The organism is Rickettsia amblyommatis (genome assembly GCF_002078335.1).
In the GTDB taxonomy this organism is placed as follows: Bacteria; Pseudomonadota; Alphaproteobacteria; order Rickettsiales; family Rickettsiaceae; genus Rickettsia; species Rickettsia rickettsii.
The window spans coordinates 313,745-338,652 of record NZ_CP015012.1; the positions used below are offsets into that span (position 1 = coordinate 313,745).

The following is a 24,908-nucleotide window of genomic DNA, read 5'->3' on the forward strand; positions in this document are numbered from 1 at the left end:
AGGATTATCAGCAAAAGAAAACGTAGCCAATTTTTCAAATTAAATGAGTATACATGACCGCTTTGGCCGTTACTTAAAATCCTTCAAAGACCTTTATGTAAAGGTGGACTTCATATATCTAAACTGAATTAGTTATTAGACAGGGACGATGTCCTAAAAGTTAGTGGTAGTCCTAGGTTAATATTAAGCTCACGAACCAAGCAGCCAAGAGCTAATATATCACTTTCCCATTTTACGTGCAAGGTTTTCTAGGTAACCTGCTATAGTAGTTAAGGTTTCTGCGAATTTTTCTTCGTCGGGATGATTTTTTTGAAGACCGTTTTTATTAAGTTTTTCTGTTAGACTAGCTATTTCAGCTTGCGCATTAAGTGATGCCATAACTAATAATAGCTCAAAAGAGGCTGTGGGACTACCAAGTTTAATTTCCGCTATTTTATCATTCAAGTTATTCGCTAAAGATAGTAATTCTTCCTCATCTCCATTATTACAATATAATTGAAAACTCTTGTTATTTAATGTTACTGTAACAATTGACATAATTATTTTTGCTGTTTTTTTATTGCTTCAAGTTCATTAATATAAATGTTAATTTGATCTAGCATTGTTATATAATTATCTTTTAATGCTTTATTTTCGTTTTGTAATTTTTGAACTTCATTTTGATTATTTACAAGCATACTCAACAAATCATCGAGTTTATGTTCTACTTCTTCCATTAATTTCTTTAGACTGCTTACATAACTTGCTTCTAAAGGTAATTTGTACGCCGATCCTGTACTCGCATTCTCACGTACGTCTATGTACGCTGCGGTGCCACGTTCCGTGTCTCCTTCAAATGCCTCTTTATTAGCTTCGTTCTGTAAGCAGTCTAATATTTCATTATCCATTTTCGTTTAAGCGTTAATTATGAATGGATGACTTACAATAATAATCGATAACATTATAATAGATATAAGTACTAATTGTTTTTTATGTTTATAATTTATCAATACCGTAGCTCTTTTATTATTTAATAATTTTTCGGTTTCGTTCTGTTTAGTAGCTTCTATCTGCTCTGCATTTCTATCTTTTACATTAAGATAATCCAAGTATAATTTTAAGTAACCTCTTACGTATACTTCTCCTGGTAAAACATCAAAATCACCCTCTTCTAAAGCTACTAAATATTTTTTTCTAATTTTTAAATCACTAGATACCTGATTTAAAGTTTTACCTGAATCTAACCTAATTTGCTTAAGCATTGACGACATAATTTACTCAAGTTTTTGTAAGAATATTTCAAATGTCTTGTTTGCTAAAATAATTATATTTAAGTCTATAGCTTCTTGAGCTTTAATTTCTTTAATAAAATCAAGAAAATTTCTAACTAAGTTATTATTATTATCAATCCATAAATCTAAATCAATAGTTGTTCTAGATTTATTAATTATTTTTATTAATAATCTACGTTGTTTGTCATATAAATCATCTTTTAGCGATTGAATACCTAAGCGACGCCAAAATGAATCGTTCAATTGCCTATCACAAGCTTTACGTAACCAATCAAGACTAAACATATCACTTATAACAAAATAAGCTTTTGCTATCTCTTTATTATTCCCTGAAGTCTGTTTTGTTACATATATAATGTCAAATACTGAAATTAAATTGTCAAATGTAGCGATAGTAGCAGCAAATGATTCCTCTACCCCGCTAGTGGTATAATAATTTAATTTTTCTTCAAATCTTATTTTAGCTTCTCCGACTAATAAAGTATCTACCGTTTTTCTTAAGTTTTGTGCAGGAACTCTAAACTCTTCTATAGTTTCACTAATATTAATAGGATGTTTTAAATTTTTAATAAACCACGCAATACCTCGACGCATTAATTTCGTTATTTCGGTAAACATGTCGATTTTTACATTGTAATCAATATTAGTAGGTAGCTTACTTATCGTTTCCCATATACCATCAAGATCAAAAATTTCACAAATAATGGTATATGACCTTATTATATCACAAAGAGGAGCCCCAATCTCACGCTTTACAATACTAATAAGCGGTCCTCCAAGCTGATTAATTATTTTATTTATAGTAACGGTTTTAATAATCTCATGTTTAAGTGGATGAGATAAAATTTCATTACGAAACTTTTTTTGCATCATTTCAGGAAAATAATCTATAAGATATGCATCAAAATATTTATCATGGGAAAAAGTAGAATTAATTAACTCATGATAAGCAGATCTCTTACTATATGATAGCAATATGCAAAGCTCAGGACGAGTTAATACTTCACCGCTAATAGCTCTTCTATTCAATTCTTCTGCACTAGGCAAGAATTCATTTTCCCGCTCTAATACTTTTGCTTCTTCTAAAATATCTATAAATTGACTAAGTATATTAACAGTTAAAGTAGGAGATAGTTGCATAATTGTTATTGCTTCGGTTTGCTTATAATTATCAAGTAATACTAACTCTTCAACTTGCTTTGTCATATCGTTTAGAAGTTTATTACGTTCTTCTAAAGTAATTTTTCCTGAGGTTATCGCACTACTTAAAGCAATCTTGATATTTACCTCATGATCGGAGCAATCAACACCTGCTGAATTATCAATAAAGTCAGCATTTATGCGTCCGCCTTTTTTAGCATATTCAACTCTACCTCTCTGTGATACCCCAACATTACCGCCTTCTGCTATAACTTTTGCTCTAATTTCTTCACCATTACATCTAAGGTTATCATTTGCTTTATCACCGATTTCTAAATTATTTTCCGTTTTAGCTTTGATATAAGTGCCTATTCCGCCATTCCACAATAAATCAACATCTGCTTTTAAAATAGCTTTAATTAATTCTTCCGGTGATAATTCATTATCATTTATATCAAGTAATTTTTTAATTTCCGGTGATAATTTTATTAATTTACTACTGCGTTCAAATACTTTGCCTCCTTTAGAAATAAGCTTAGAATCATAATCAGACCAATTAGAACCCTTTAAATTAAATAAACGCAAACGCTCATTAAAACTTGATAAAGGATCAGGAGTAGGATCAATAAATATATGTTTATGATTAAAGGCAGCAACTAGCTTAATAGCCTCTGATCTGAGCATACCGTTACCGAACACATCTCCCGACATATCTCCTATACCTACGACGGTAATAGGGTCTTTTTGGACATCTAACCCTAAAGTTTTAAAGTGATTAGTTACGGAAATCCAAACTCCTTTGGAAGTAATAGCCATTTTTTTATGATCGTAACCTGCAGAACCACCGGAAGCAAAAGCATCATCAAGCCAGTAATTATATTCTCTTGCCACACTATTAGCATAATCTGAAAATGAGGCTGTACCTTTATCGGCAGCAACCACTAAATAAGGATCTTCTTTATCATAAATAATAACGTCTTTTGGATGTACTACTTTACCGTCAATGATATTATCAGTTATGTCTAATAAACCTCTCAGGAAATTCTTATAGCATTCTACCACTTTTTCCATATATTCATCACGAGTAAGCCCTTCCTCAGTAAAATGAACATAAAAGCCGCCTTTAGAACCGACAGGGACAATAACGGAATTCTTAGTCATTTGTGCTTTCATCAGCCCAAGGACCTCAAGCCTATAATCTTCTGCTCTATCCGACCATCTAAGCCCTCCGCGTGATACGGGACCGCCTCTTAAATGAACAGCTTCAAAATTTCTAGAATAAACAAATGCTTCGGCAAACGGAACAGGTTTAGGTAAATCCGGTACTTTTGAAGAATCAAACTTAAATGAAAAAATATGTTTATGTGGTTGATAGTAATTTGTTCTAGTAATAGCATTAACTATACCAAGCATATTACGTAGTACTTTATCTTCACTACCCATCTCAACGGTTACTAAGTAATTATTTAGTTTGTCTTTAATTACGTCACAATTATTATCCGAATGTTTAGGATTAAATTTTATATCAAATAGATTTACCAACATTTTTGTATATTCGGGATGTTTAAGTAACGTTAACTGTACATAACCTTTACCGTAACTAAATCCCGTTTGATGTAAATATCTTGTTAAAGCTTTGACTAGTTTAACTTGCTTCCAATTAAAACCGGCAAGCACTATTAATTTACTTAAAGAATCATTAGCAAGTATCCCAAGTGCCATTTTGTCTAAAGCTTCTTCAACATTTATTTTTAATTCGGTAATATTATCTTTTACAGGTACAATAGAAGTTAAGATAAAATTATATATCCAGCTTTCTTTGATTTCGAGAGCTTCCTTAATTGCAAAAGTTTGTTCATCAATTGCTTTAAAACCTAAATTTTCTATTGACGGCAATATGTTAGAAAGTGCAAGTTTTACTTTTGGACTATATATTTTTAAGTAAAATTCCGTTTCATTTACAGAAACTAGATTAAACATATATTTTTGTGACTTACTTGCTTCCGTTAGATATTCAATATCTACTAAAGCTATTTCCGGAGAAAATTTTTGCCTATAATCTGCCGGAAAAACATTATCAAAAAGCTTTAAATTAATACCTGCTTGATATTCGCCGAATTTTTTAGAAAGCTTTAAATAAAAATCTTCACTCCAACGTGTAGAGATACGATCTAAATCTTGCTGTATTATTTCTGCTTCAAAATTTATTTTATGTTCCCCTTGTGCTTCAAGCGTTACAAAAAGATAAGAAAAATTACCAGCTACTTCGGTGATATAGTTGGATAAAATTTTACTACCGAATTTTTCTGCTAAATACAAATCTATCATATTATGCATTTCAGCCGTTAAACGTTCTCGTGGCAGAAAAATTATGATATTAAGAAAAGAACTAGACCAATCATATTGAATAAATAATTTAAGCTTCTTACTCATCATACTTGAGAGCATATGTAAACACATACAATATAAATCGCCTTGATCAATTTGTATTAAAGCTTCTCTCGGTAACGACTCCATTAAAATTCTTAACTTATCGGCATTATAACCAGATAATGCAAAACCGGCTTTCTCAATTACAAAATTAAATTTTTGTCGTAGGATTGGAATATTACTTATTGAATGGTAATACATATTTGAATTATATATACCAAAAATTATACTTCCCGAAATATATTCACCTGAAGAGTCAAATTTTTTCACTAAGATATAGTCGATTAAATTATCTGAATGGATAAGCGACGCACTATTTATTTTACCGAGTATTATTAATTGATTTTGATATAAAGGATTAGCAGAACATTTTATAATATCATCAATCTCGTCTTTTACTTCTTGCCATATTTTTACTGCTCCTATTTCATTGCTTAATTTTAAAGATTTTACTTCAAAATCAAGAATCCCTAATAAAACTAAATTATCGTTTTGTAACCAATTTAAGAATTCTTTAGCCTCTTTAAAATTTAATTTATAATTATCACTTATATTTTTAGATAAATCTTGTAATTTTGTGAGTAATTGCGGTAAATGGCTATAGCTTTGCTCTAACTTTTCTAATCTTTCATTTATAGCCTCGGTTAAAAATGTAGTAGTTTTATCGTCAAAATTTCCTAAAATGGTTAAATGTAGTATTGATTCTGATTTTTCATCCGACACAGAATTTTCTAATATTTTTTCTAATTCTCCTTTACTATTTCGGACACAGTTTATTACCGGATGGAGTAAAAACTTAGTTTGCAAATTCATGTTTTTAAGCAGACATATGATAAAATCAACAATATGCGGCTTATTATCAAGTAATATCAAGACATTTATTGCCGGATCATTTTCGATAACTGCCTTTGTTATTGCTATTTTTCTTGCTCTTGCTATCCTTTGCTTAAAAAACTTAAAGGCTTCATCTGCAAAATTTTGGAATAATTTTTCTCTATTCTCAAAATCATAATCTATCGGAATATAATTTAAAAACTTTTGAACAAAATCTATATATATGGAACTTAACTCACGTTCCTTGCTAAGTTCTAGAATTTTAGTTTTATAATTTGGGATTTGACAATTTAAACGACTAAAGTTTAAAGAGGTTGTTTTTGTGGTCATGATTTTCTTAAGTAATAATAATATGATTATTTCTGTTGTTATTATATTATATAAAATAACTTAAGCAAGAGGCATAGAAAATAAGTGGAAACGATATTTGCACAAAGCTCTGCATTCGGTAAAGCAGGCGTAGCGGTTTTTAGGATTTCTGGTCCTAAAAGCTTAGAAGTTTTACAGCTACTTACCGGTAGAAAGGACTTTAAATCGAGATTAATGTATTATCAACAAATTACAGTCCCTGAAACTAAAGAGCTAATCGATAATGTTATGGTTGTTTATTTTAAGTCACCTGGTAGCTTTACCGGGGAAGACGTAGTCGAAATTCACACGCATGGCAGTAAAGCTATATCTATAATGCTGACAAATGCATTATTAAATATAGCTGGTATTCGTTTGGCAGAAGCAGGAGAGTTTACCAAAAGAGCTTTTTTAAATAACAAATTTGATTTAACGGCAGCAGAGGGGATAGCCGATTTAATTAATGCCGAAACTATAATGCAGCATAAGCAAGCAATTAGACAAGTAAGCGGCAAACTTGAAGAATTATATAATAATTGGCGTAGTCAGCTTTTAAAAATTATCTCTCTGCTTGAAGCTTATATAGATTTCCCTGATGAAGATATACCTGATACCGTCCTTAATGAAGTTACTAATACTCATACAATTCTTGTAAATACAATATCGGAATATCTTAATGATAACAGAAAAGGAGAATTACTCCGCAGTGGTCTTAAGCTTGCAATTATCGGTCCGCCAAACGTTGGTAAGTCTAGCTTACTAAACTTCTTAATGCAGAGAGATATAGCGATTGTCTCAAATATTGCAGGAACTACTAGAGATATAATTGAGGGACATTTAGACATTGGCGGCTATCCTATTATTTTACAGGATACAGCAGGTATAAGAGAAGAAAGTAGTGACATTATCGAGCAGGAAGGTATAAAACGAGCTATAAATTCAGCTAAAACAGCAGATATTAAAATTATAATGTTTGATGCCGAAAAATTAGACTCCTCTATAAATGAAGATATTATTAATTTAATTGATGAAAATACTATCATAATAATTAATAAAATCGATTTAATCGAAGCTAGTAAAATCTTTTCTATTGAAAATAAATATAAATGCTTAAGAGTGTCAGTAAAAAATAATATTGCTCTTTCAAGTATATTAAAAAATATTGAAAATATTGCCGAAAACATGGCAGGATTTACCGAAACTCCTTATATAACAAATCAGCGTCATCGTAACTATTTACAACAAGCTCTCTCACATTTAACGGCTTTTAGCTTAGATAATGATTTAGTTCTAGCAACTGAAGATATTAGAATGACAGCACGCTGCATCGGTGCAATTACGGGTGTTATCAACGTAGAAGAAATACTAGGCGAGATCTTTAAAAATTTCTGCATAGGTAAGTAATATTGTATAGCTCGTTCTATGTCATTCCCGCAAGGTATTATTGCATGGACACCAAATCGTCATTGTGAGCGACTGTAAGGAGCGTGGCAACCTCATGAAACAGTAGATTTCTTGCATAACCTCCTTCTAAAGGTAATTTGTACGTCAATCCGATACTCGAATCCGTTTCCTGCAAATTCCTCTTTATAAGATAGGTTATGCAAGAAGTCTAGTACAAAATGCCTGAGATTGCCACGTCGAGGCGTTGCCTCTCCTCACAATGACGAAAAAACGAAACATTACAGCATAACAATCATCTTTCTCAAATCTTTCCATATATTAATTTATTTTAACTTTATCTTGACAAAAACATTAACATACTTTAGAAACCACGTTTTATTAATTATAAGGAGTAACATTATGACATCTATATTAAATATAAATTTTAAATGTGTTATGCCTATATTTGGAAATGAAATAGTAAGCAGTTTACCGGGTAATATAAGCTACATCATTCATAAATTAAGCGGTACTATATTTTCATCAGTATATAGTACTGTTGAAGGAACTTTTAAAAAAGGTTATATAGTGGATAATGCACAGTGTAATTGGAAAAACATTGAACAATCTTTCAATGAGTTCCCAAATGATTTTGCAATACTACACCAAGAGTGCAACAATGGTTTAGATACTCCAATAAATAATATTTTTATCGATGCTGAAAATAATCCTCATATACTTTTACAACAAACCGTAACACCTCATCAAAACGGTACGGCTAGTATTCTTGGTCAACTTTATAAAGTAACGAATGATTATATGTTCTCTCAAGGCAATATTACCGAAACTAGCGGAGCTGATTTCTTAGGTTTAAATGAATGCACTAAAGAAGCAGCTATGAATGCTTTACAAAACTATAACGCTTATAAAGAAACTTTAATCCCTCGTGAATCGTTTATAAATACTCTTGCAAATACTCTAAATCACTTAGGTCTCTCTTTAGATAATGTCTCTCCTACAGAAATAGGTAAAGATATTTTAGATCAACTCGGTAAAGCTTACACTGACCATACTACAGAAAGACCTCACGATGATACAAATGACGGTGGATATAGCGGTGCTTATATAGCTGGAGTAGCATTAGGCACATTAGCTGTAGGTACTATCTTAGGGTATTGCATTAAATATGGATGGGATTGGTATAAGGGAAGAAATATAAAAAATGAAAATTTAGATTTAGAAATGCAGAATAAAGAATTAGCATTTGTAGAACTACTACATAAAAATTTTAAGAATAATGCAGTTATATTAGATGAAGTTATAAAAATTAATAATTTACATGATATTATAAAACTAGCAAAATCTATTAAGGAATATGAATTCTCAATACTACCACTAACTAATTTAAATAATGAAATTGTAAAATTAAATTCCCCATCCGCTATAGCAATAAACTTCGATTCTTTAAGCGGAATATTGCATGAAATATGTAAGAGTCTTGGCGGTGATGATAGTTTTAAGACTATAAGCAACTTTGCACGCTTAATAACAATTATACGAACAGCAAATCCCAAGTCTGAAGAATATAAAGAAAGCATTACAGAAATATTTGAGATATTTAACCCTCGTTACACAGATATTGACTATCAAAATTGCGAAATGCCGTTATTAGCCGATGTATCATCACTATATGACTCCTCAGGTATAGAAGCATAGAACGTTGTTAGTACCATAACAAACCATCATTGACTTTTTGAAAGTTATATATACAATGATACTTAGAGCAGCAAAGTGCTATTTCGGGGCATCAAAGCCTCTGCCAAAAGTGAGAACATTTCTCACAAAATTGATGCAATCCTCGACTTCACGGTCTGGGGAGATATTAGGTATGTCCAGAGCTTAAGGGTGACTGTAAGCTTAAAACCTAGTGTGGCTGACTTTTGGCAGTTTTCGACCTCCCCGACCACCAAAAATTATGCGCATTGGTGGTTAAAAAACTTAAAGTATTTCAAATGAAGCCTAGGCTATGTAAAGGAAAATCAATTTAATCTATTTTTCTTTTTTTGGCTGCAAATTATAAGATTTTTTTGAAATAGAGACAACTATTACTGCAAAAATCTTATTATCGCTTAAAAATTAATTTTCCTTCACATAGTCTAGTTATTTTGTAAGTTTAGACGGTAAATAATTCTCTGTTGAGATTACTTTTTTACCGGTTTTATTTTCCAAGACCATTTTAGCGTTTTTAGCTATACTTCCTCCTCTTTTACTTGCAACCTTATTTTCTTCCATTCCTTTTGTATTATTAGTTTCTGCTACTTGACGAGTAGATAATTCAGCAAGGCTCGTATATCATGCCCGCTTCCGCAAGAATCTAGTAAAAAAACGATATACAAATTTAGTATATTAAAGATAAAAAATTCTCTAGATAAATAAATTGTTAGTTTAAAAAATAAGTTATCGATTGACTTTTAAAGAAAGTTAGGTATAAACTTTAACTGAAATAGCAAAATGCTATTTCAGGGCGTAAGAACCTCTTAATCAACGTGGTATTTGTATTGACCATAAAAATGATGCAATCCTTGGCTTTATTCCGGTCGGGGTTATAATAGTTATGTCCAAGGTTTAAAGCTTAGAACCTAAAGGCTATTATGGCTATCGTTGATGGTTTTCTTACTCCCCCGACCACCAAGAGTTTATTTCTCTTCGGTGGTTGAAACTTGAGCAGTTTAAGTTTAATCAATCGGGGACAAATATGTCTGACCAAAATACTAAAACCATCTCAAGACTCGTCATAGAATTTACTTTAAATGAAAATAAAAATTATGGTAAATAGTGCAAAAATAGCAAAAGACGGTAAGGTTTCTATACCAGTTTCATCACATTAATGTAGAGAGGTAGATGCTTTAAAAGGAGGAAGAACATACATAATCACACCAGCCAATATTAGCATGATTATTCCTAGAATAATACCTACTATATTAAATGCATTTTATAAAAGTAATATTAACCTCCTTAATTAATTCGTGAGCAAATGAACGTGGTAGTTGTTGAGCAATAATTATTCCTTCACCGATTTGAGTCACGAGCTATTTCTGCCATTGATACAGAAACACCGTGAGGGATTACTAGATTGTTACTATATATAAAAGACTTAATACTCACAATAACAGCTATACCTAATACATTACCTAATTCATATGCTGTTTCTTGTAATGCTGCTGCACCTCCGGATCTCTCTGCCGGTACTGCATTCATCATAACTGTTACGGTGGTAGAGAGGCATAGACTACTTCCTATACCAAGCAATCCAAGATATGTAGTATTCGATAATAAATCTCTATAGTCTAATATACTAGGTAAAATCAATGATATAGTAGTAAAGATAAGCCTACTAAACATTATTACACGTGCGATAAATCGTGTGAGTAAATATGGCATAACTAAAGATGCAATTAAAGCAAAAACTGCTGCAGACAACATATAAAGACCTGCATACAAAGGACTTAACCCCTTTGATAAACTGTAACCATAAGGACATAAGATACATTATGGATCCTAAAACACACGTAATCAGCAAATAAACTATTACTCCTATACTAAAATTGCTAATTAAGAATAAACGCATATCCACTAACGGATCATCACTTTTAAGTTGGCGTAAGGTAAATATTATTAGTAACATAATGCCAATTAATAGCATTCCGCCGGATGCTAGATTCATAATACCGTATTTAGCCAACATCTTAATGCCTTGAACTAAAGCTGCCATCCCAAAAAACGATTGAAATACTCCTATCCAATCCCATGGTTCATTACTAGGATTAGATGATTCAGGAATCCAAACTATGCCAAAAGCAATAATTACTAATGCAATAGGTGCATTTATAAAAAATGCAAATTGCCAACTTAAAAGTTCAACCAATACTCCTCCTAGTACAGCCCCTAAGGTTGCCACTATGCCCCACACGGATATTGCAATCATACGTTCATGTGTATTAGTAAAATGTTACGCAATATCCATAAAGTGGAAGGCACCATCACTGATCCTCCTAACCCAAGTAAAGCACGACATAATACTAATCCCCATGAGCTATCAAATACATAAACTAACATTGAAGCGATGGAAAAAACTAAAAGCCCCCAAAGTAATAATCTTTTACGACCAAATCTATCTCCTAATGCACCTATGGTAATTAGAAGACCTGATAATACTAATGCATGTGCATTGATTTCCATAATTGTTGTAAATTAGATGGTTTTAAATCAAGGATCATAGTAGGCATAACAGCATACAAGATTGTAGCATCCATCGATACAAAAAGTAAGCAAATGCTTAAGATAATTAAAATATGCCATCTAAATTTATAAGATATAGATGATAAATTATCTTTAGCGATATATTCAGTTTGCGGAAATTGTGATACCATATTTGATAAGTTATTTAATAAGGGTTTTACTAAATCTATCTTTTTTGAGAACTATAGGACTGTTAACAAGTAATTTAATTAGCTTTAAAATTTATTTTGTTAATAGTCCTAGGTTAATTCAGTTGGTAACATAATAAGCAAATCCAAATCAATTAACCATAACACAAGTAAATTTAACATCTAAGCATCACCTAGTATGGAAGTCAAGATTTAATCTTACAAGCACAATAACATAAATAAAATTTGATTTTTCTTTCTCAAGCTTATATTTTAATTGGTAAGTTTATAATATGGAAATTTATGTCAAATACAGATAAGGAAAGAGCCATTGCCGCAGCACTCGCACAAATTGAAAAAAGCTACGGTAAAGGTTCGGTAATGAAACTAGGGCAGCGTCCGCATGTTGATATAGAGGCCGTATCGACCGGCTCACTTGGGCTAGATATAGCTCTTGGAATCGGCGGTGTTCCCAAAGGTAGAATCATCGAGATTTTCGGTCCTGAAAGCTCAGGTAAAACCACTCTAACATTGCATTTAATTGCAGAAACTCAAAAAAAGGGTGGTACATGTGCTTTTATTGATGCCGAGCATGCATTAGACCCTGCTTATGCTAAAAAATTAGGCGTAAATATTGATGAGCTTATTATTTCACAGCCCGATACAGGTGAACAAGCCCTAGAAATTGCCGATACGTTAATTCGCTCTGGCGGTATTGATATGATAATAATAGATAGTGTTGCGGCTTTAGTACCGAAATCAGAGATTGAAGGCGAAATGGGTGATGCGCAAATGGCTTCTCAAGCAAGGTTAATGAGCCAGGCTTTGCGTAAACTTACCGCATCAATTAATCGCACCAATTGTATTACTGTTTTCATCAATCAAATCAGAATGAAAATAGGTGTGATGTTCGGTAGTCCTGAAACTACGACAGGCGGTAATGCCTTAAAATTCTATGCTTCTGTTAGGATCGATATAAGAAGAATCGGCTCCATTAAAGATAAAGAAGAAGTAATAGGTAGCCAAACCAAAGTAAAAGTAGTCAAAAACAAAGTATCTCCTCCATTTAAAACTGCAGATTTTGATATAATGTACGGTTCAGGTATTTCAAAAGAAGGCGAGATAATCGACCTTGGAGTTAAGCTTGATATTGTTGAGAAATCCGGCTCTTGGTTTTCCTACAAGAACGTACGCATAGGTCAAGGGCGTGAAAACGTCAAACAATATTTAAAAGAACATCCACAAATTTCCAACGAAATTGAGAAAATAATACGTGAAAAATCGTCAAAAATTACTAATATAAATCTTGATCAAACGGAGGAAGAAAATGATTGATTTAACAGGTAAAACTTCCTTAATTACGGGAGCTTCAGGAGGCATAGGCGGAGCTATAGCGAGGTTACTGCACAAACTTGGAAGCCATGTAATTATTAGCAGTAGTAATGAGGAAAAATTAAAATCCCTTGGAAAGGTTGTAAAAGATAATTATACGATAGAAGTATGTAATCTTGCCGATAAGGCAGAATGTAGCAATTTAATATCTAAAGCATCAAAGTTAGATATTTTAGTATGTAATGCCGGTATTACTAGCGATACGCTAGCAATTAGAATGAAAGATGAAGATTTTGACAAAGTTATTGATATTAATTTAAAAGCAAATTTTATTTTAAATCGTGAAGCAATAAAAAAAATGATACAACATAGGTATGGACGTATTATTAACATATCTTCAATAGTAGGAATTTCAGGTAACCCCGGGCAGGCTAATTATTGTGCTTCTAAAGCAGGTTTAATAGGTATGACCAAATCGCTCTCGTATGAAGTTGCAACCAGAGGAATTACGGTTAACGCAGTAGCTCCAGGATTTATTAAATCAGATATGACCGATAAACTAAATGAACAACAAAGAGAAGCTATAGTACAAAAAATTCCGCTAGGCACTTACGGTATGCCGGAAGACGTGGCAAACGCAGTCGCATTTTTAGCAAGCGATCAGGCATCATATATTACCGGTCAAACTATACATGTAAACGGCGGTATGTTAATGGTATAAAAATTAATAAGATTATTTTGTGCTAGCATAAAATAATTTTTTGTGCTAGAAGTTCTTTTAAAGATAAAATGCGATGAATATTTTAAATAAATATTCATACAGTTAAAATAAAGTCTAATAGCTGAATAACTGCTATTATACGGCATATAAAATTAAATGATTTATGGAGTTCAAAATTATGAGTACAACGGATAAGATCGAACAGAAAGTTATTGAAATGGTTGCTGAAAAGCTAAATAAAGATAAATCGATAATAACTACGGATTCAAGATTTATAGAAGATTTGAAAGCCGATAGCCTTGATACCGTAGAGTTAATGATGGCAATAGAAGTTGAATACGGTATTGATATCCCTGATGATGAAGCCACTAAAATTAAAACCGTATCCGATGTTATAAAATATATCAAAGAACGCCAATCTTAATCTGCATAAATTAAATCCCTAATAGATAATTAAAAATGTCAAATAAAAGAGTAGTTATTACCGGACTTGGACTTGTTACTCCTGTTGGGCTTAATGTTAGCTCATCTTGGAAAAATATTGTAGATGGAGTAAGCGGTATAAAAACTATTACAGAATTTGACACTTCTAAACTTGCGTGTAAAATTGCCGGACTTATAGATAACTCTGAGAAAGATGGATTTAAACTTGAAAATTTCACACAAGCAGATGACGTTAATAGACTAAGTAAAATGGATAAATTTATCCATTACGGAGTAGCAGCCGCAACCGAAGCAGTTGAAGATAGCGGCTGGTTACCCGACGAAAAATCTCGTGATAGAACCGGCTTGATATTAGGCTCAGGAATCGGCGGGCTTAAAATGATCGAAGATACCTCTATCAAACTTTATCAAGAAAATAACGGCAAAGTTAGCCCTTTCTTTATCCCCGCTTCATTAATTAATCTTTTATCCGGTCTTGTTTCTATAAAATACGGTTTTAGCGGTCCAAACCAAGCGGCAGTAACAGCTTGCTCTACAGGGGCACATGCTATAGGCGATGCTATGCGTATGATAAAGCACGGCTATGCCGATGTTATGATCGCAGGCGGTGCGGAAGCTCCAGTTACACCTGTTGGAGTTGCAGGTTTCGTTGCTGCTAGAGCATTATGTACTAAATATAACGATAATCCTGAAAAAGCCTCAAGACCTTGGGATAAAGACCGCAGCGGCTTTGTTATGGGTGAAGGAGCAGGCGTTGTAGTCTTAGAAGAATATGAGCATGCCTTAAATCGAGGGGCTAAAATTTACGGTGAAGTTATAGGATACGGCTCTACAGGTGACGCCTATCATATGACAGCTCCACATCCTGAAGGTAGAGGAGCTTATAGAGCGATGAGAGACGCAATGCTAGATGCAACTATCACGCCCGATATGATTGATTATATTAATGCACACGGTACTTCTACTACACTTGGTGATGGAATAGAATTAGCAGCCGTACAAAAATTATTTTTAGAAGCGAATCCCAAAGTTTTAATGTCTTCTACTAAATCATCAATAGGACATTTGCTTGGTGCGGCAGGAAGTGTTGAGTTTATCTTTTCAGCTCTTGCAATTAGAGACCAGATTGCACCACCAACCTTAAACTTAGATAACCCTATGGATGAGGTGAATATAGATTTAGTTGCACTTAAAGCTAAGAAAACTAAGATAGATTACGTGCTTTCCAACTCGTTTGGGTTCGGTGGTACTAATGCTAGTTTAGTGATTAAGAGTATATTCGTTTAATTTGAAAAATTGGCACAAAGTCCTATAAGCACCCTGGTACTCACGTATAAAGTATACGTTCCGCTCCTCGTCTTATGGACTCCTTGCGCTTTTCCAAATTAAACTTCGTCTACCAACCTTTAACTAATGTCATTCCTGCGAAAGCAGGAATCCAGGAAAACATATAAAAACTTGTTTTTATATGTTTATTCTATCAAATATGTAATTTTGTACCAATATTAAGGTTATTTTCTCGATTCCTGCTTGCGCAGGAATGACATAAAAACTAGCCAATAATCAACTATGACCCCAATTTATTACATTAAAGACGGTAACTTAAGTTTTGCGGATAAAGTAATTTTATCTGATTTAGAGCTTTATTTGTACAAAGGCGATAAGATTTGTCTTATAGGACGTAATGGCTGCGGGAAATCAAGCTTAATGAAAGTAATATCAGGTGATTATGAGCTAGATAACGGTGAATTATTTCAAGATCCTTTAGTTACAACCAGTTATTTAAGACAAGATATTTCTATAAAAACTCATCTAACTGTTCATGATTTTGTCTTACAACAAACAGATAGTACAAAAGAAATAGATAAATACCAAATCGATATAATTCTAGAAAAATTACAAATCAACGGAACAGATAATTTATCCACCTATTCAGGCGGTCAACTGAGAAGAGCAAGCCTTGCTAAAGCTTTAATATTAGAGCCGGAAATATTACTACTTGATGAACCGACTAACCATCTAGATATTGCAACAATTGAATGGTTAGAAGAATTTGTTAAATCTTATAACGGTGCTATTATTTGCATTAGTCATGATAGAACATTCCTCTCAAATGTTACTAATAAAATTTGGTGGCTTGATAGAGGAATTTTACGTAAATCCGATAAAGGATTTAAATTTTTTGATGAATGGCAAACAATTATCATAGACCAAGAAGAAGCCGCTCTTCGGAAATTAAATAAAAAATTATCTCAAGAAAATGAATGGTTAAATGCCGGTGTTACTGCTAGACGTAAGCGGAATCAAAAGAGACTTGCGGATTTGAAAGCTTTAAGAGCAATAACACAAGAACAGACTGCAAAACTCGCTAGTTCAACACAAAGAGTTAGGGCAGAGCTTGCCGCAAATATAGCTAAAAGTAAATTCATTATTGAAGCAGATAATATTACTTTTAGTTATAAAAATACTAAAATTATTGATAATTTTAGCTTTCGTGTAAAAAAAGGCGAGAAAATTGGTATAATCGGTGCAAATGGCTCAGGCAAATCTACCTTTATCAAACTACTAACAAAACAGCTTACCCCTGAAAGCGGCAAAATTATATATGGCGGTAATTTAGATATTTCATATTTTGATCAACATAGAGAAAAACTAGAGCCTAATCATACATTACAACAAACTTTATGTCCTACAGGCGGTGATCAAGTATTTTTGCCAAACGGTAAAACCATGCATGTTGCCGGTTATTTAAAACAATTCATGTTTAATCCTAAACTACTTAATGCAAAAACCGCTATTTTATCAGGCGGTGAAGCTAATAGATTATTACTTGCAAAAATTCTAATTAACCCTGGAAATCTGTTAATTTTAGATGAACCGACTAATGACCTCGATATGGATAGTCTGGAAATTTTACTAGATATACTTGTAGATTATTCAGGTACTTTAATAGTCGTGAGCCATGATCGTGACTTTTTAGATAGGTTAGTTACTAGAACTTTAGTTTTCGCTCAAGATAAAATTCATGATTTAACAGGAGGTTATGAAGATTATAAGCAGTATTTTACTACCTCTCCTATAGCCAAAAAAGCTTCAAAACCACTACCACTAACTTCTCAAAAAGAACCTCTAAATAAAAAGCTATCTTATAAATATCAGCGTTTGCTTGAAACATTGCCAAACGATATTGAAAAGCTAGAAATATCCATCAAACACTTAGAACAAGAACTTGAAGACGTTAATCTATATTTAGATAATCCTCAAAAATATAACCGCATTACTAGCCAATTAATTAATGATAAAAAGAAATTAGACGAGTTATTAAATCAATGGCTAGAAATACAAGATTAATTTTTGTTAAAATTTTCTTGACTTAATTATTAACTTTTGTTAACGTTTCTTAGCGTTAATGTTAAAGATGATTAGCATGTATGTCTGATATAACAGCTACATTAAAATATAAATTCGATAATTTACAAGAGCATCTTAAAAATTCTTATTCTCGCTCTCAAATAGAAACAATTCTAGGAGAATTGAGTAGTTTACAAAGCGAAGCAGCGTCATATGGCTTGAATTTTGATATATCCAATCTAAAAGAGAAGGCTGAAACTAAGCTCAAGAACTATGAAGTAGAACAATCCATTGAGAAAGCTAGGGTTCAAGAAGAAGAATTTCTAAAATCACAAAGAGCAATAAAACTTGCCGCAGAAGAAAAAGAAATAGCACAAAGAATTGCTGCACTTAATAATTTGCATAATGAATTTATAAAAAATATTACTAAAGATACTAAAAGAATTAAAGAAAGTAATAAACGTTTAGATAAGATAATAAATAAACTGGAAAAGGAAAACATTATTGATCATGAAGAGTTAAATCGTGAAATATTAACTCATGAAGAAATATTTAAACTAAATCAAACGCATAAAGTATTACATGAAAACCATAAAAAAATAACTGAAGAACACAAACAAGCACATACAGAATTAAATGCATTAAATACAACAATAACGAATTTATCACAACAATTACAAGAAAAAGGCTTAACACCAAAAAAAGTTACAGAATTAAAAGGAGAATTAGAATTTCACCAAGAAATGCTAAAAATACATAAGGCACATGTAGAGAAGATTGAAAATAGTAAAAAAATATTAGATCAAGAAATTATTAAACGTGAAAAAGAACACAACATAAATAAAGATAAAATAAAGAAATTAGGAAGTGATATTAAAGAGCGTTATAAAAAAGAACCAAAAAAATATTTAGATGCATATGAAAAATATGTAGCTCTAAAAAATCAGCATAAAGCAATTAAGACAGACGGCGTTGTGAAGAATATAGAGCATCATAATAAAGTAATAAATAAAATTAACGTGGATAAAACTAAATCTTTAGCCAATAAAATCAGAGAACAAACACAAGTGAAAGATACTAATACTGGGAGTTTATCTCCTGCTCGTACTCCTAATATTAAAGTTACAAATAATAAAACGAGAGGAATTTAACTAAATAGGAATAATATTATGTCTAAATTTAAAAATTTAACTCCTGAACAAAGAAAAGCAGCTTTAGAAGCTGCAAAAGTACAATTTGAAGAACAACAGCAACAACATAACGCAATATTTAAAGAAGCTATGCACGCGAGTAGTCAAATCCACCAATATAATCAAGATTTAGGTAATGATGTGGATCATGCTTCCAAAGATATCAAACTTGCCGGTAAAGCTTCTAAAAGCGGATGTGAAATAATATAACATTCTAAAAGCTGCAACTACGTAGTTGCAGCTTTTGTATCATTTTGAATTAAGCTCGAAAGACCTATTGCCTGTATTTTTTCTGACAATTTAAAGCTAATCTCACCTGGAAATATTACATTAATTTGATCAAGTTTTAAATCTTCTAAAGATATTTGTATTGATTTTGTAATGCTTGGTGTATTTGTATATTTAATTTCAAACCCCAAACGTTTTCCATCTTTAAAAATTAAAAGATCTATTTCCGCTCCATTATGAGATGACCAAAAATAACATTCTTCGGGCTCGGCTTTATAATATCTAATAATTTGTTCTAAGGCAAATCCTTCCCATGATGCACCTATTTTAGGATGAGTGCTTAAAGATTCATAATTATTTAAGCCTAATAAAGCGTGATATATTCCACTATCTCTAAAAAAGATTTTTGGAGTCTTAACTTGTCTTTTTTTAAGGTTTTCATACCAAGGCTGCAAAATACGGATCATAAAAGTTCCCTCTAAAATCTCTAAATAATGCTTTGCGGTATGATATGAGATAGATAAAGAATTTCCAAGTTCTGAAGCATTAAATATATTCGCATGATAATGGCAAAGCATTAACCAAAACCTACGTAACTGCATAGACGGAATTGTAAAACCTAAATTTGGTATATCTCTTTCTAAAAATGTTTTAATGTAATTCTGACGCCATAAAGCACTTAACTCTTCATCATCTGCAAGATATGATAAAGGAAATCCGCCACGTATCCATAATTGCTGAGTACCTGACACTTCAGATAAGGTAAACGGTGTCATTTCAATATAACCTATTCTACCTGCTAGTGTTTCAGAACCTTGTTTAATTAAGTCTCTTGATGCACTGCCTAGTACTAAAAATTTAATATCAGTTGTATCAACAAGAACTCTTAAAATAGGGAATAGATTCGGTTTATACTGAATTTCATCAATAATAACAAATCCTTTTAGATCAGACAAAGCAAGCATCGGTTCATTTAATCTTGCTAAATCTAAAGGATTTTCAAGATCAAAAATATTGATTTTAGGAATATTATACGCTTCTACGAATTGTTTAGAAAGTGTAGTTTTTCCGCACTGCCTTGGTCCTAACAAGGCACAAACTTTATGAGTTTTAAAATGTTTTATTATTGATGAAAGGAATTGTTTTCTAAGCATTTAAATTAGTACCATGAAAATTAGCAACATACCGTCTAATTCTCAGTATAGAAAGAAAAAACGACAAAGTCAAAACACTTTTTCTCGTTCTGCAACTATAATCGCATGTATTTTTTTAAGCGTCCGGTCAAAGTCATCGTTAGTAACTACATAATCATACTCATTAGCATGTGATATTTCGTTTTGTGCCGATTGCATACGTAATTTTATTGCTTCTTCATTATCGGTCGCTCTATTTCTTAAGCGTTGTTCCAATACTTCAATATTAGGAGGCAATACAAATATAGCAACAACATTAGTAGCATTTTTCTTAATACTCCTTGCTCCTTGCCAATCAATATCAAACAAAACATCCAAGCCTTGATTTAATAACATTGCAACATATTCTTTAGGCGTACCGTAATAATTATCGTATATTTTAGCATATTCAAGGAATTTATTCTGCTTAACTAATTCTTCAAACTCTAAACCGGTCTTAAAGTAATAGTTTATGCCCTCTACTTCTCCTAAACGTGGTTTTCTTGTAGTTGCCGAAATAGATAAACGCAAATTATTATCTATTTTCAATAATGCTTTAGCTAAACTCGACTTACCTGTACCTGAAGGGGAAGATAAAATTATAATCAGTCTTTTAGAGTTCCTTGAAAGTTCTACTTCTAGAGGTAATTTAGACGTCGCTGCGGTGCTACGTTCCATGTCTCCTTTAAATTCCTCTCTATAAGCGAATTTCTGAAGAACTCTTTTATTTTTTGTTGTCATATTTTATGTTTTATTTCGTAGGTACTTTCAGAAAGATTTAGACAAGATGAAGTTAAATGCAAGCATGCGAAAGCAGTAGGTAAACTACGTGAGTACAGACGAGTCATGCAAAATTCGCTTGTATCAAGCTTTATGAATTATTCTGTACTTTTCTTTTTATTACCTCATCCATAGTACAATTAAAATATTTTGCTATTTTTAAAATAGTATCTATTTCAGGGTTGAATTCACGATTAGCTTCCGCTCTCATAATTCTGCTAACAGTCGTATAAGGGATATTAGTGACTTCGGCAAGATATTTACGATCTATCTTTTCTTGCTTTAATTTTTCTTCTAAAAATTCTTTTACTTTAGTAGCAAGTGCCATATTAATAACCTCTGAATAAATAAAAAGGATCGATATATACAAAGTGTGTCGAGTATTACCAAGCCTTGTTACATGGATCGAAAAGCCTATTCAATGTCATTCCCGCCTACACGGGAAAGCTTTGTTGCGTGGATCAATTTCACCCCTGTCATCCTGCGACCTGATCGCGGGATCCAGTTAAAAATACTAAAATTATTAGTATTTTTTATTGTTTTTTGGACCCCGTGGTCAAGCCACGGGGTGACACGCAGGGGATTGTACCGACCCATGCCCCCGATTCTGCGGTAATGACATAGAGTACAAAAAAAACAGAAATTACTCCTTAGGCAATAATACTTGTACAAATTCCGTTTTAGATAGATCAGCTGCTACGTTTACCATAACATCATGTTCCGTAACTTTAGACACATAGCCTACTAAAATACCTGCAGGATAAATATTACCGTGTCCAGAGGTTACTATCTCCTCATCTTTCTGTACTAAATGATTGTTAGGCAAGTATAAAATTTTACTATTATTATTATTACCTGCTAAAATACCTTGTTCTCTTGAAGAATTAGCTTTAATAGGTATTCTAGAATTCACATCGCTAATTAACATTACTTGAGCATAATTATTACTCACTTCTATTACTTTTCCTACTAATTTTCCTGAATTAACAACGATTTGATCAGGTTCAATGCCTTGCTTTTTACCTGCAGAAATCAAAGCAGTTCTAGAAAAGGGATTAAAGGAAACACTCAGTAATTTAGCAGTAATATATTCAACTTCTTCTTCCTCAGCAATCGTTAACAAATCTTTTAATGCAATGTTTTCGGCTCTTACCAATTCTACTTCACTTTGTAAATGTTGTAATCTTGCTATCTCAAGTTTAAGTTCTATATTTTTTCGTTCTAAATCTTGAAAATAAACAAATTTTTGTGTTATTGAATTTATATATTCAAATATATCTTCATAAACTGCTAAACTGGTTGATACTATACTACCGGTTACTTCAAGTGATATACTAGATATTTTTTTAGGTGTAGTAAAAAATAAATATACAGACAATCCAAGCCCAAATATAACAAAAAAACGCTTAAGAGTATTTGATATTATTCTTATTAATTCTAATGAATTTGAAGAATTTTTTACTCTATTTGCAAGTATTGCCATTTTTAATCCTGTTTAAATAGTACATGTTTTAGCTTTGTAAAATCTTCAAGTACTTTTCCTGTTCCAAGTGCCACACAAGAGAGGGCATCATCTGCAACTATTGCTGGCAATTTAGTGGCTTCACTAAGAACAAAATCAAGATTTCGTAATAATGAGCCGCCACCTGTTAAAACAATTCCCTTATCAACTATATCTGAAGATAATTCAGGAGGTGTTGCTTCTAGTGCTACTTTTACCGCTTCAACAATTTGACTTACCGGTTCAATTAGACTATCAGCAATTTGTCTTTCGTTCAATATCATTTCTTTAGGAATACCGTAAATTAAATCACGTCCTTTAATTTCCATTTTTCTCGGCTCAGCATTTTCATCTACATAAGCCGTACCTATTTCTTGCTTTATCTTTTCGGCAGTAGCTTCACCTATCAATAGGTTATAGTGCCTTCTGATATATGAGATAATAGCTTCATCCATCTTATCACCGCCGACTCTTACCGACCTTGCATATACTATGCCCCCTAGTGACAAAACTGCAACTTCGGTAGTGCCTCCTCCAATATCAACAATCATCGAACCGGTTGCTTCCGTTACGGGTAGCCCTGCTCCGATCGCTGCCGCCATAGGTTCTTCAATTAAATAGACATCCCTACCCCCTGCACTTTCTGCTGCTTCTTGGATAGCACGACGCTCAACCGGCGTAGAACCGGAAGGCACACAAATAACAATTGTCGGCCCAAAAAAAGAGCGACGATTATGCACCATTCTAATAAAATACTTTATCATTTCCTCTGCACCCTTAAAATCGGCAATAACACCGTCTTTTAAAGGTCTTTTTGCTTCAATATCCGTAGGAGTACGCCCAAGCATCATTTTTGCTTCATGACCATAAGCATAAGGCACAAAAGCACCGTCTTTTTTTATTAACGCAATAACAGAAGGTTCCCTTAGAACAATTCCACAATTTTTTTTATAGACAATAGTATTTGCCGTACCAAGATCTATGGCCATACCAGAAGAAAACCCTTCCAAAAATTTCATTATCATTTTATTTTTTCTCTCTAAATTCTCAAAACACTTCTATAGAACTGTTAACAAAATAAACAGCCCCATAGTAAATAAAAATTTAATATAGACGAAGTTTAATTTGAAAAATTGGCATCATCGCTTCTCATTTTTGATCCTCACGTAGTATTCTACGTTGCGATCAAAAATTCCGAGACTTCTTGCTCTTTTCCAAATTAAACTTCGTCTATATTAAATTTCCTTATAATGTAACATAATAAAGTTACTAATAAAAAATATTAGCATACTAGGTAATAAAATAGCAGCAATTAAAGACAAATTATTATAAGTAAGTATTTTTAATAATATTTCTGATAACGAATATGCTATAAAACCTGAAAATAAACCTAATAGCAGTATTGTTTCTTGGGAATTATCACGCTGTTTAAGACTAATAAAACAACTTGCTAAAATTACGGTTGCCATCATCATTATAGGCTTAAATAATTGCTTGTAATAATAAATTTGATAATTAATAGCCGGTAAACCTGAATTTAATAATTCATTAATTAATTTAGGTAAAGCCCAAATAGAAACCATTTCAGGACGAATAAATTTATTTACTAAACTATTAATTGATAAATTTGTCTGTATAGTTAAATTATTGTAAGTCTTAGTTTCCTCTTTTGTGAAAACCTTAACTCTATTTAAATGTAACATTTTATTTTCAATAATACCGTATAATGCATCAATTCTCTTTAAAAAAGAATTATTATGATCAACAAATAAAATTGTAATATTACTTAATTTTTTCTCAGCAACATTAATAAATTGTGTTTGGATAATTTGATTTTCATCATTTAAAGCTTCAAAAAATAATAAGCCTGATTTAGATATTATACCCTCACTCAAGGCTTTTTTAGTTAGTTTTACTTCTAATAACTCATATTTTTGTAAGCCTATAGTACCGATAGGATTCAATATAGCCGTAAAAACTATACCTAACATTAAAGTTACAATACATGGAATAACAAGCACTTGCCAAATATGAATACCGCTAGATAACATAGCCGTTAATTCATTATTTTTTGTTAGATTTCTAAGAAAAAATAACATAGCGGTAAAACTAATTAACGAAGATACTTGACCTAGTAAATAAGGAATCTTATATAAGATAAGTCTCCAAAAAAAACTAAAAGGAACATAAATATTTTTGAATTTTTGTAAAAGATCAAAAATATTTGAGATAATTAATAGCCCGATTAAAAGAAATAATATAATAAAGAAACACTTAGAATATAATTTAGTAAGATACCAAGAAAGTGTTTTTAGATTAATCATTACAAATTCAGTGCTAATGCGAATTTAAATAA

At 32.0% G+C, this 24,908-nt stretch carries 24 protein-coding genes and 1 other RNA gene; 9 read left to right on the forward strand and 16 right to left on the reverse strand.

Annotated features, from left to right (window positions below; all coding sequences use genetic code 11):
- Window positions 1-50 precede the first annotated feature (50 nt).
- The 5 genes from ssrS to A3305_RS01785 form a co-directional block, all read right to left on the reverse strand.
- A non-coding RNA gene (gene ssrS, locus A3305_RS01765) (6S RNA) lies at window positions 51-210 on the reverse strand.
- 9 nt (window positions 211-219) lie between these two features.
- Window positions 220-537, reverse strand: a complete 318-nt coding sequence (locus tag A3305_RS01770; protein WP_014392763.1) for a cell division protein ZapA — start codon at window positions 535-537, stop codon at window positions 220-222.
- A 2-nt stretch (window positions 538-539) separates the two neighbouring features.
- Entirely contained in the window at window positions 540-887 is a 348-nt protein-coding gene (locus A3305_RS01775; RefSeq protein WP_045799474.1) for a palindromic element RPE1 domain-containing protein, read from the reverse strand.
- A 6-nt stretch (window positions 888-893) separates the two neighbouring features.
- Window positions 894-1,250: a helix-turn-helix domain-containing protein gene (locus tag A3305_RS01780; protein WP_014392765.1), complete on the reverse strand. Its 357-nt coding sequence runs from the start codon at window positions 1,248-1,250 to the stop codon at window positions 894-896.
- A 3-nt stretch (window positions 1,251-1,253) separates the two neighbouring features.
- Window positions 1,254-6,005, reverse strand: coding sequence for an NAD-glutamate dehydrogenase (locus A3305_RS01785; protein ID WP_014392766.1), 4,752 nt, complete (start codon window positions 6,003-6,005; stop codon window positions 1,254-1,256).
- An 84-nt stretch (window positions 6,006-6,089) separates the two neighbouring features.
- Here A3305_RS01785 and mnmE point away from each other — a divergent pair, with 84 nt between their 5' ends.
- Both mnmE and A3305_RS01795 read left to right on the forward strand, forming a co-directional pair.
- Entirely contained in the window at window positions 6,090-7,427 is a 1,338-nt protein-coding gene (mnmE, locus tag A3305_RS01790; RefSeq protein ID WP_014392767.1) for a tRNA uridine-5-carboxymethylaminomethyl(34) synthesis GTPase MnmE, read from the forward strand.
- Between the two features lie 399 nt (window positions 7,428-7,826).
- Window positions 7,827-9,122: a DUF5460 family protein gene (locus A3305_RS01795; protein ID WP_014392768.1), complete on the forward strand. Its 1,296-nt coding sequence runs from the start codon at window positions 7,827-7,829 to the stop codon at window positions 9,120-9,122.
- A 444-nt stretch (window positions 9,123-9,566) separates the two neighbouring features.
- On the opposite strand, the gene A3305_RS01805 is transcribed toward A3305_RS01795, so the two are convergent.
- From A3305_RS01805 to A3305_RS10030, 5 genes are all read right to left on the reverse strand, one after another.
- Window positions 9,567-9,698, reverse strand: coding sequence for a hypothetical protein (locus A3305_RS01805; RefSeq protein ID WP_014392769.1), 132 nt, complete (start codon window positions 9,696-9,698; stop codon window positions 9,567-9,569).
- 777 nt (window positions 9,699-10,475) lie between these two features.
- On the reverse strand, window positions 10,476-10,808 hold the full coding sequence (locus A3305_RS10015) for a hypothetical protein (protein ID WP_014392770.1): 333 nt from the start codon (window positions 10,806-10,808) through the stop codon (window positions 10,476-10,478).
- Window positions 10,801-11,391, reverse strand: a complete 591-nt coding sequence (locus tag A3305_RS10020) for a hypothetical protein (RefSeq protein WP_014392771.1) — start codon at window positions 11,389-11,391, stop codon at window positions 10,801-10,803. Before A3305_RS10020 ends, A3305_RS10015 begins: the two co-directional genes overlap by 8 nt.
- Entirely contained in the window at window positions 11,388-11,645 is a 258-nt protein-coding gene (locus A3305_RS10025) for an MFS transporter (protein WP_014392772.1), read from the reverse strand. Before A3305_RS10025 ends, A3305_RS10020 begins: the two co-directional genes overlap by 4 nt.
- Window positions 11,621-11,836, reverse strand: a complete 216-nt coding sequence (locus tag A3305_RS10030; protein ID WP_226983958.1) for a hypothetical protein — start codon at window positions 11,834-11,836, stop codon at window positions 11,621-11,623. The genes A3305_RS10025 and A3305_RS10030 overlap by 25 nt, the downstream gene beginning before the upstream one ends.
- A 300-nt stretch (window positions 11,837-12,136) precedes the next feature.
- On the opposite strand from A3305_RS10030, the gene recA reads away from it, so the two are divergent.
- The 7 genes from recA to A3305_RS01865 all read left to right on the forward strand — a co-directional run bounded on the left by recA (window position 12,137) and on the right by A3305_RS01865 (window position 19,081).
- On the forward strand, window positions 12,137-13,168 hold the full coding sequence (gene recA / locus A3305_RS01830) for a recombinase RecA (protein WP_014392773.1): 1,032 nt from the start codon (window positions 12,137-12,139) through the stop codon (window positions 13,166-13,168).
- Complete coding sequence (gene fabG, locus A3305_RS01835) at window positions 13,161-13,886, forward strand: 3-oxoacyl-ACP reductase FabG (RefSeq protein ID WP_014392774.1); 726 nt, start codon at window positions 13,161-13,163, stop codon at window positions 13,884-13,886. Before recA ends, fabG begins: the two co-directional genes overlap by 8 nt.
- A 163-nt stretch (window positions 13,887-14,049) precedes the next feature.
- On the forward strand, window positions 14,050-14,310 hold the full coding sequence (acpP, locus tag A3305_RS01845) for an acyl carrier protein (protein ID WP_008579292.1): 261 nt from the start codon (window positions 14,050-14,052) through the stop codon (window positions 14,308-14,310).
- Between the two features lie 35 nt (window positions 14,311-14,345).
- Complete coding sequence (gene fabF, locus A3305_RS01850) at window positions 14,346-15,617, forward strand: beta-ketoacyl-ACP synthase II (protein ID WP_014392775.1); 1,272 nt, start codon at window positions 14,346-14,348, stop codon at window positions 15,615-15,617.
- A gap of 282 nt (window positions 15,618-15,899) precedes the next feature.
- Complete coding sequence (locus A3305_RS01855) at window positions 15,900-17,681, forward strand: ABC-F family ATP-binding cassette domain-containing protein (RefSeq protein ID WP_014392776.1); 1,782 nt, start codon at window positions 15,900-15,902, stop codon at window positions 17,679-17,681.
- A gap of 80 nt (window positions 17,682-17,761) precedes the next feature.
- Window positions 17,762-18,832 carry a hypothetical protein gene (locus A3305_RS01860; protein WP_014392777.1) on the forward strand — a complete coding sequence of 357 codons (1,071 nt, stop codon included), beginning with the start codon at window positions 17,762-17,764 and terminating at the stop codon, window positions 18,830-18,832.
- Window positions 18,833-18,850: 18 nt separating this feature from the next.
- Window positions 18,851-19,081, forward strand: a complete 231-nt coding sequence (locus A3305_RS01865; protein ID WP_014392778.1) for a hypothetical protein — start codon at window positions 18,851-18,853, stop codon at window positions 19,079-19,081.
- Between the two features lie 17 nt (window positions 19,082-19,098).
- Here the strand turns inward: A3305_RS01865 and A3305_RS01870 are convergent, their stop codons facing one another.
- The 6 genes from A3305_RS01870 to A3305_RS01905 all read right to left on the reverse strand — a co-directional run bounded on the left by A3305_RS01870 (window position 19,099) and on the right by A3305_RS01905 (window position 24,876).
- Complete coding sequence (locus A3305_RS01870) at window positions 19,099-20,253, reverse strand: ATP-binding protein (RefSeq protein WP_014392779.1); 1,155 nt, start codon at window positions 20,251-20,253, stop codon at window positions 19,099-19,101.
- A gap of 69 nt (window positions 20,254-20,322) precedes the next feature.
- The gene (gene gmk / locus A3305_RS01875; protein WP_014392780.1) at window positions 20,323-21,012 is read right to left on the reverse strand and encodes a guanylate kinase; all 690 of its coding nucleotides are present in this window, start codon (window positions 21,010-21,012) and stop codon (window positions 20,323-20,325) included.
- Between the two features lie 130 nt (window positions 21,013-21,142).
- On the reverse strand, window positions 21,143-21,379 hold the full coding sequence (locus A3305_RS01885) for a helix-turn-helix domain-containing protein (protein WP_004997409.1): 237 nt from the start codon (window positions 21,377-21,379) through the stop codon (window positions 21,143-21,145).
- A gap of 315 nt (window positions 21,380-21,694) precedes the next feature.
- On the reverse strand, window positions 21,695-22,534 hold the full coding sequence (gene mreC, locus A3305_RS01895) for a rod shape-determining protein MreC (RefSeq protein ID WP_014392781.1): 840 nt from the start codon (window positions 22,532-22,534) through the stop codon (window positions 21,695-21,697).
- Window positions 22,535-22,536: 2 nt separating this feature from the next.
- Window positions 22,537-23,577 carry a rod shape-determining protein gene (locus tag A3305_RS01900; protein WP_014392782.1) on the reverse strand — a complete coding sequence of 347 codons (1,041 nt, stop codon included), beginning with the start codon at window positions 23,575-23,577 and terminating at the stop codon, window positions 22,537-22,539.
- 210 nt (window positions 23,578-23,787) lie between these two features.
- Window positions 23,788-24,876 carry an LptF/LptG family permease gene (locus A3305_RS01905; protein WP_014392783.1) on the reverse strand — a complete coding sequence of 363 codons (1,089 nt, stop codon included), beginning with the start codon at window positions 24,874-24,876 and terminating at the stop codon, window positions 23,788-23,790.
- Window positions 24,877-24,908: the final 32 nt, after the last annotated feature.

Bases quoted from the DNA above. Each gene is read 5' to 3' on its own strand.
- A3305_RS01905 (WP_014392783.1), bottom strand. From the start codon at position 24,876: ATGATTAATCTAAAAACACTTTCTTGGTATCTTACTAAATTATATTCT.
- A3305_RS01865 (WP_014392778.1), top strand. From the start codon at position 18,851: ATGTCTAAATTTAAAAATTTAACTCCTGAACAAAGAAAAGCAGCTTTA.
- recA (WP_014392773.1), top strand. From the start codon at position 12,137: ATGTCAAATACAGATAAGGAAAGAGCCATTGCCGCAGCACTCGCACAA.
- fabG (WP_014392774.1), top strand. From the start codon at position 13,161: ATGATTGATTTAACAGGTAAAACTTCCTTAATTACGGGAGCTTCAGGA.
- A3305_RS01870 (WP_014392779.1), bottom strand. From the start codon at position 20,253: ATGCTTAGAAAACAATTCCTTTCATCAATAATAAAACATTTTAAAACT.
- A3305_RS01855 (WP_014392776.1), top strand. From the start codon at position 15,900: ATGACCCCAATTTATTACATTAAAGACGGTAACTTAAGTTTTGCGGAT.
- fabF (WP_014392775.1), top strand. From the start codon at position 14,346: ATGTCAAATAAAAGAGTAGTTATTACCGGACTTGGACTTGTTACTCCT.
- A3305_RS01780 (WP_014392765.1), bottom strand. From the start codon at position 1,250: ATGTCGTCAATGCTTAAGCAAATTAGGTTAGATTCAGGTAAAACTTTA.
- A3305_RS01785 (WP_014392766.1), bottom strand. From the start codon at position 6,005: ATGACCACAAAAACAACCTCTTTAAACTTTAGTCGTTTAAATTGTCAA.
- A3305_RS01900 (WP_014392782.1), bottom strand. From the start codon at position 23,577: ATGATAATGAAATTTTTGGAAGGGTTTTCTTCTGGTATGGCCATAGAT.
- A3305_RS01775 (WP_045799474.1), bottom strand. From the start codon at position 887: ATGGATAATGAAATATTAGACTGCTTACAGAACGAAGCTAATAAAGAG.
- A3305_RS10030 (WP_226983958.1), bottom strand. From the start codon at position 11,836: ATGGTATCACAATTTCCGCAAACTGAATATATCGCTAAAGATAATTTA.
- A3305_RS01860 (WP_014392777.1), top strand. From the start codon at position 17,762: ATGTCTGATATAACAGCTACATTAAAATATAAATTCGATAATTTACAA.
- gmk (WP_014392780.1), bottom strand. From the start codon at position 21,012: ATGACAACAAAAAATAAAAGAGTTCTTCAGAAATTCGCTTATAGAGAG.
- A3305_RS10025 (WP_014392772.1), bottom strand. From the start codon at position 11,645: ATGGAAATCAATGCACATGCATTAGTATTATCAGGTCTTCTAATTACC.
- A3305_RS10015 (WP_014392770.1), bottom strand. From the start codon at position 10,808: ATGTTTAGTAGGCTTATCTTTACTACTATATCATTGATTTTACCTAGT.
- acpP (WP_008579292.1), top strand. From the start codon at position 14,050: ATGGAGTTCAAAATTATGAGTACAACGGATAAGATCGAACAGAAAGTT.
- A3305_RS01770 (WP_014392763.1), bottom strand. From the start codon at position 537: ATGTCAATTGTTACAGTAACATTAAATAACAAGAGTTTTCAATTATAT.
- mreC (WP_014392781.1), bottom strand. From the start codon at position 22,534: ATGGCAATACTTGCAAATAGAGTAAAAAATTCTTCAAATTCATTAGAA.
- A3305_RS01795 (WP_014392768.1), top strand. From the start codon at position 7,827: ATGACATCTATATTAAATATAAATTTTAAATGTGTTATGCCTATATTT.
- A3305_RS01885 (WP_004997409.1), bottom strand. From the start codon at position 21,379: ATGGCACTTGCTACTAAAGTAAAAGAATTTTTAGAAGAAAAATTAAAG.
- A3305_RS10020 (WP_014392771.1), bottom strand. From the start codon at position 11,391: ATGATTGCAATATCCGTGTGGGGCATAGTGGCAACCTTAGGGGCTGTA.
- A3305_RS01805 (WP_014392769.1), bottom strand. From the start codon at position 9,698: ATGGAAGAAAATAAGGTTGCAAGTAAAAGAGGAGGAAGTATAGCTAAA.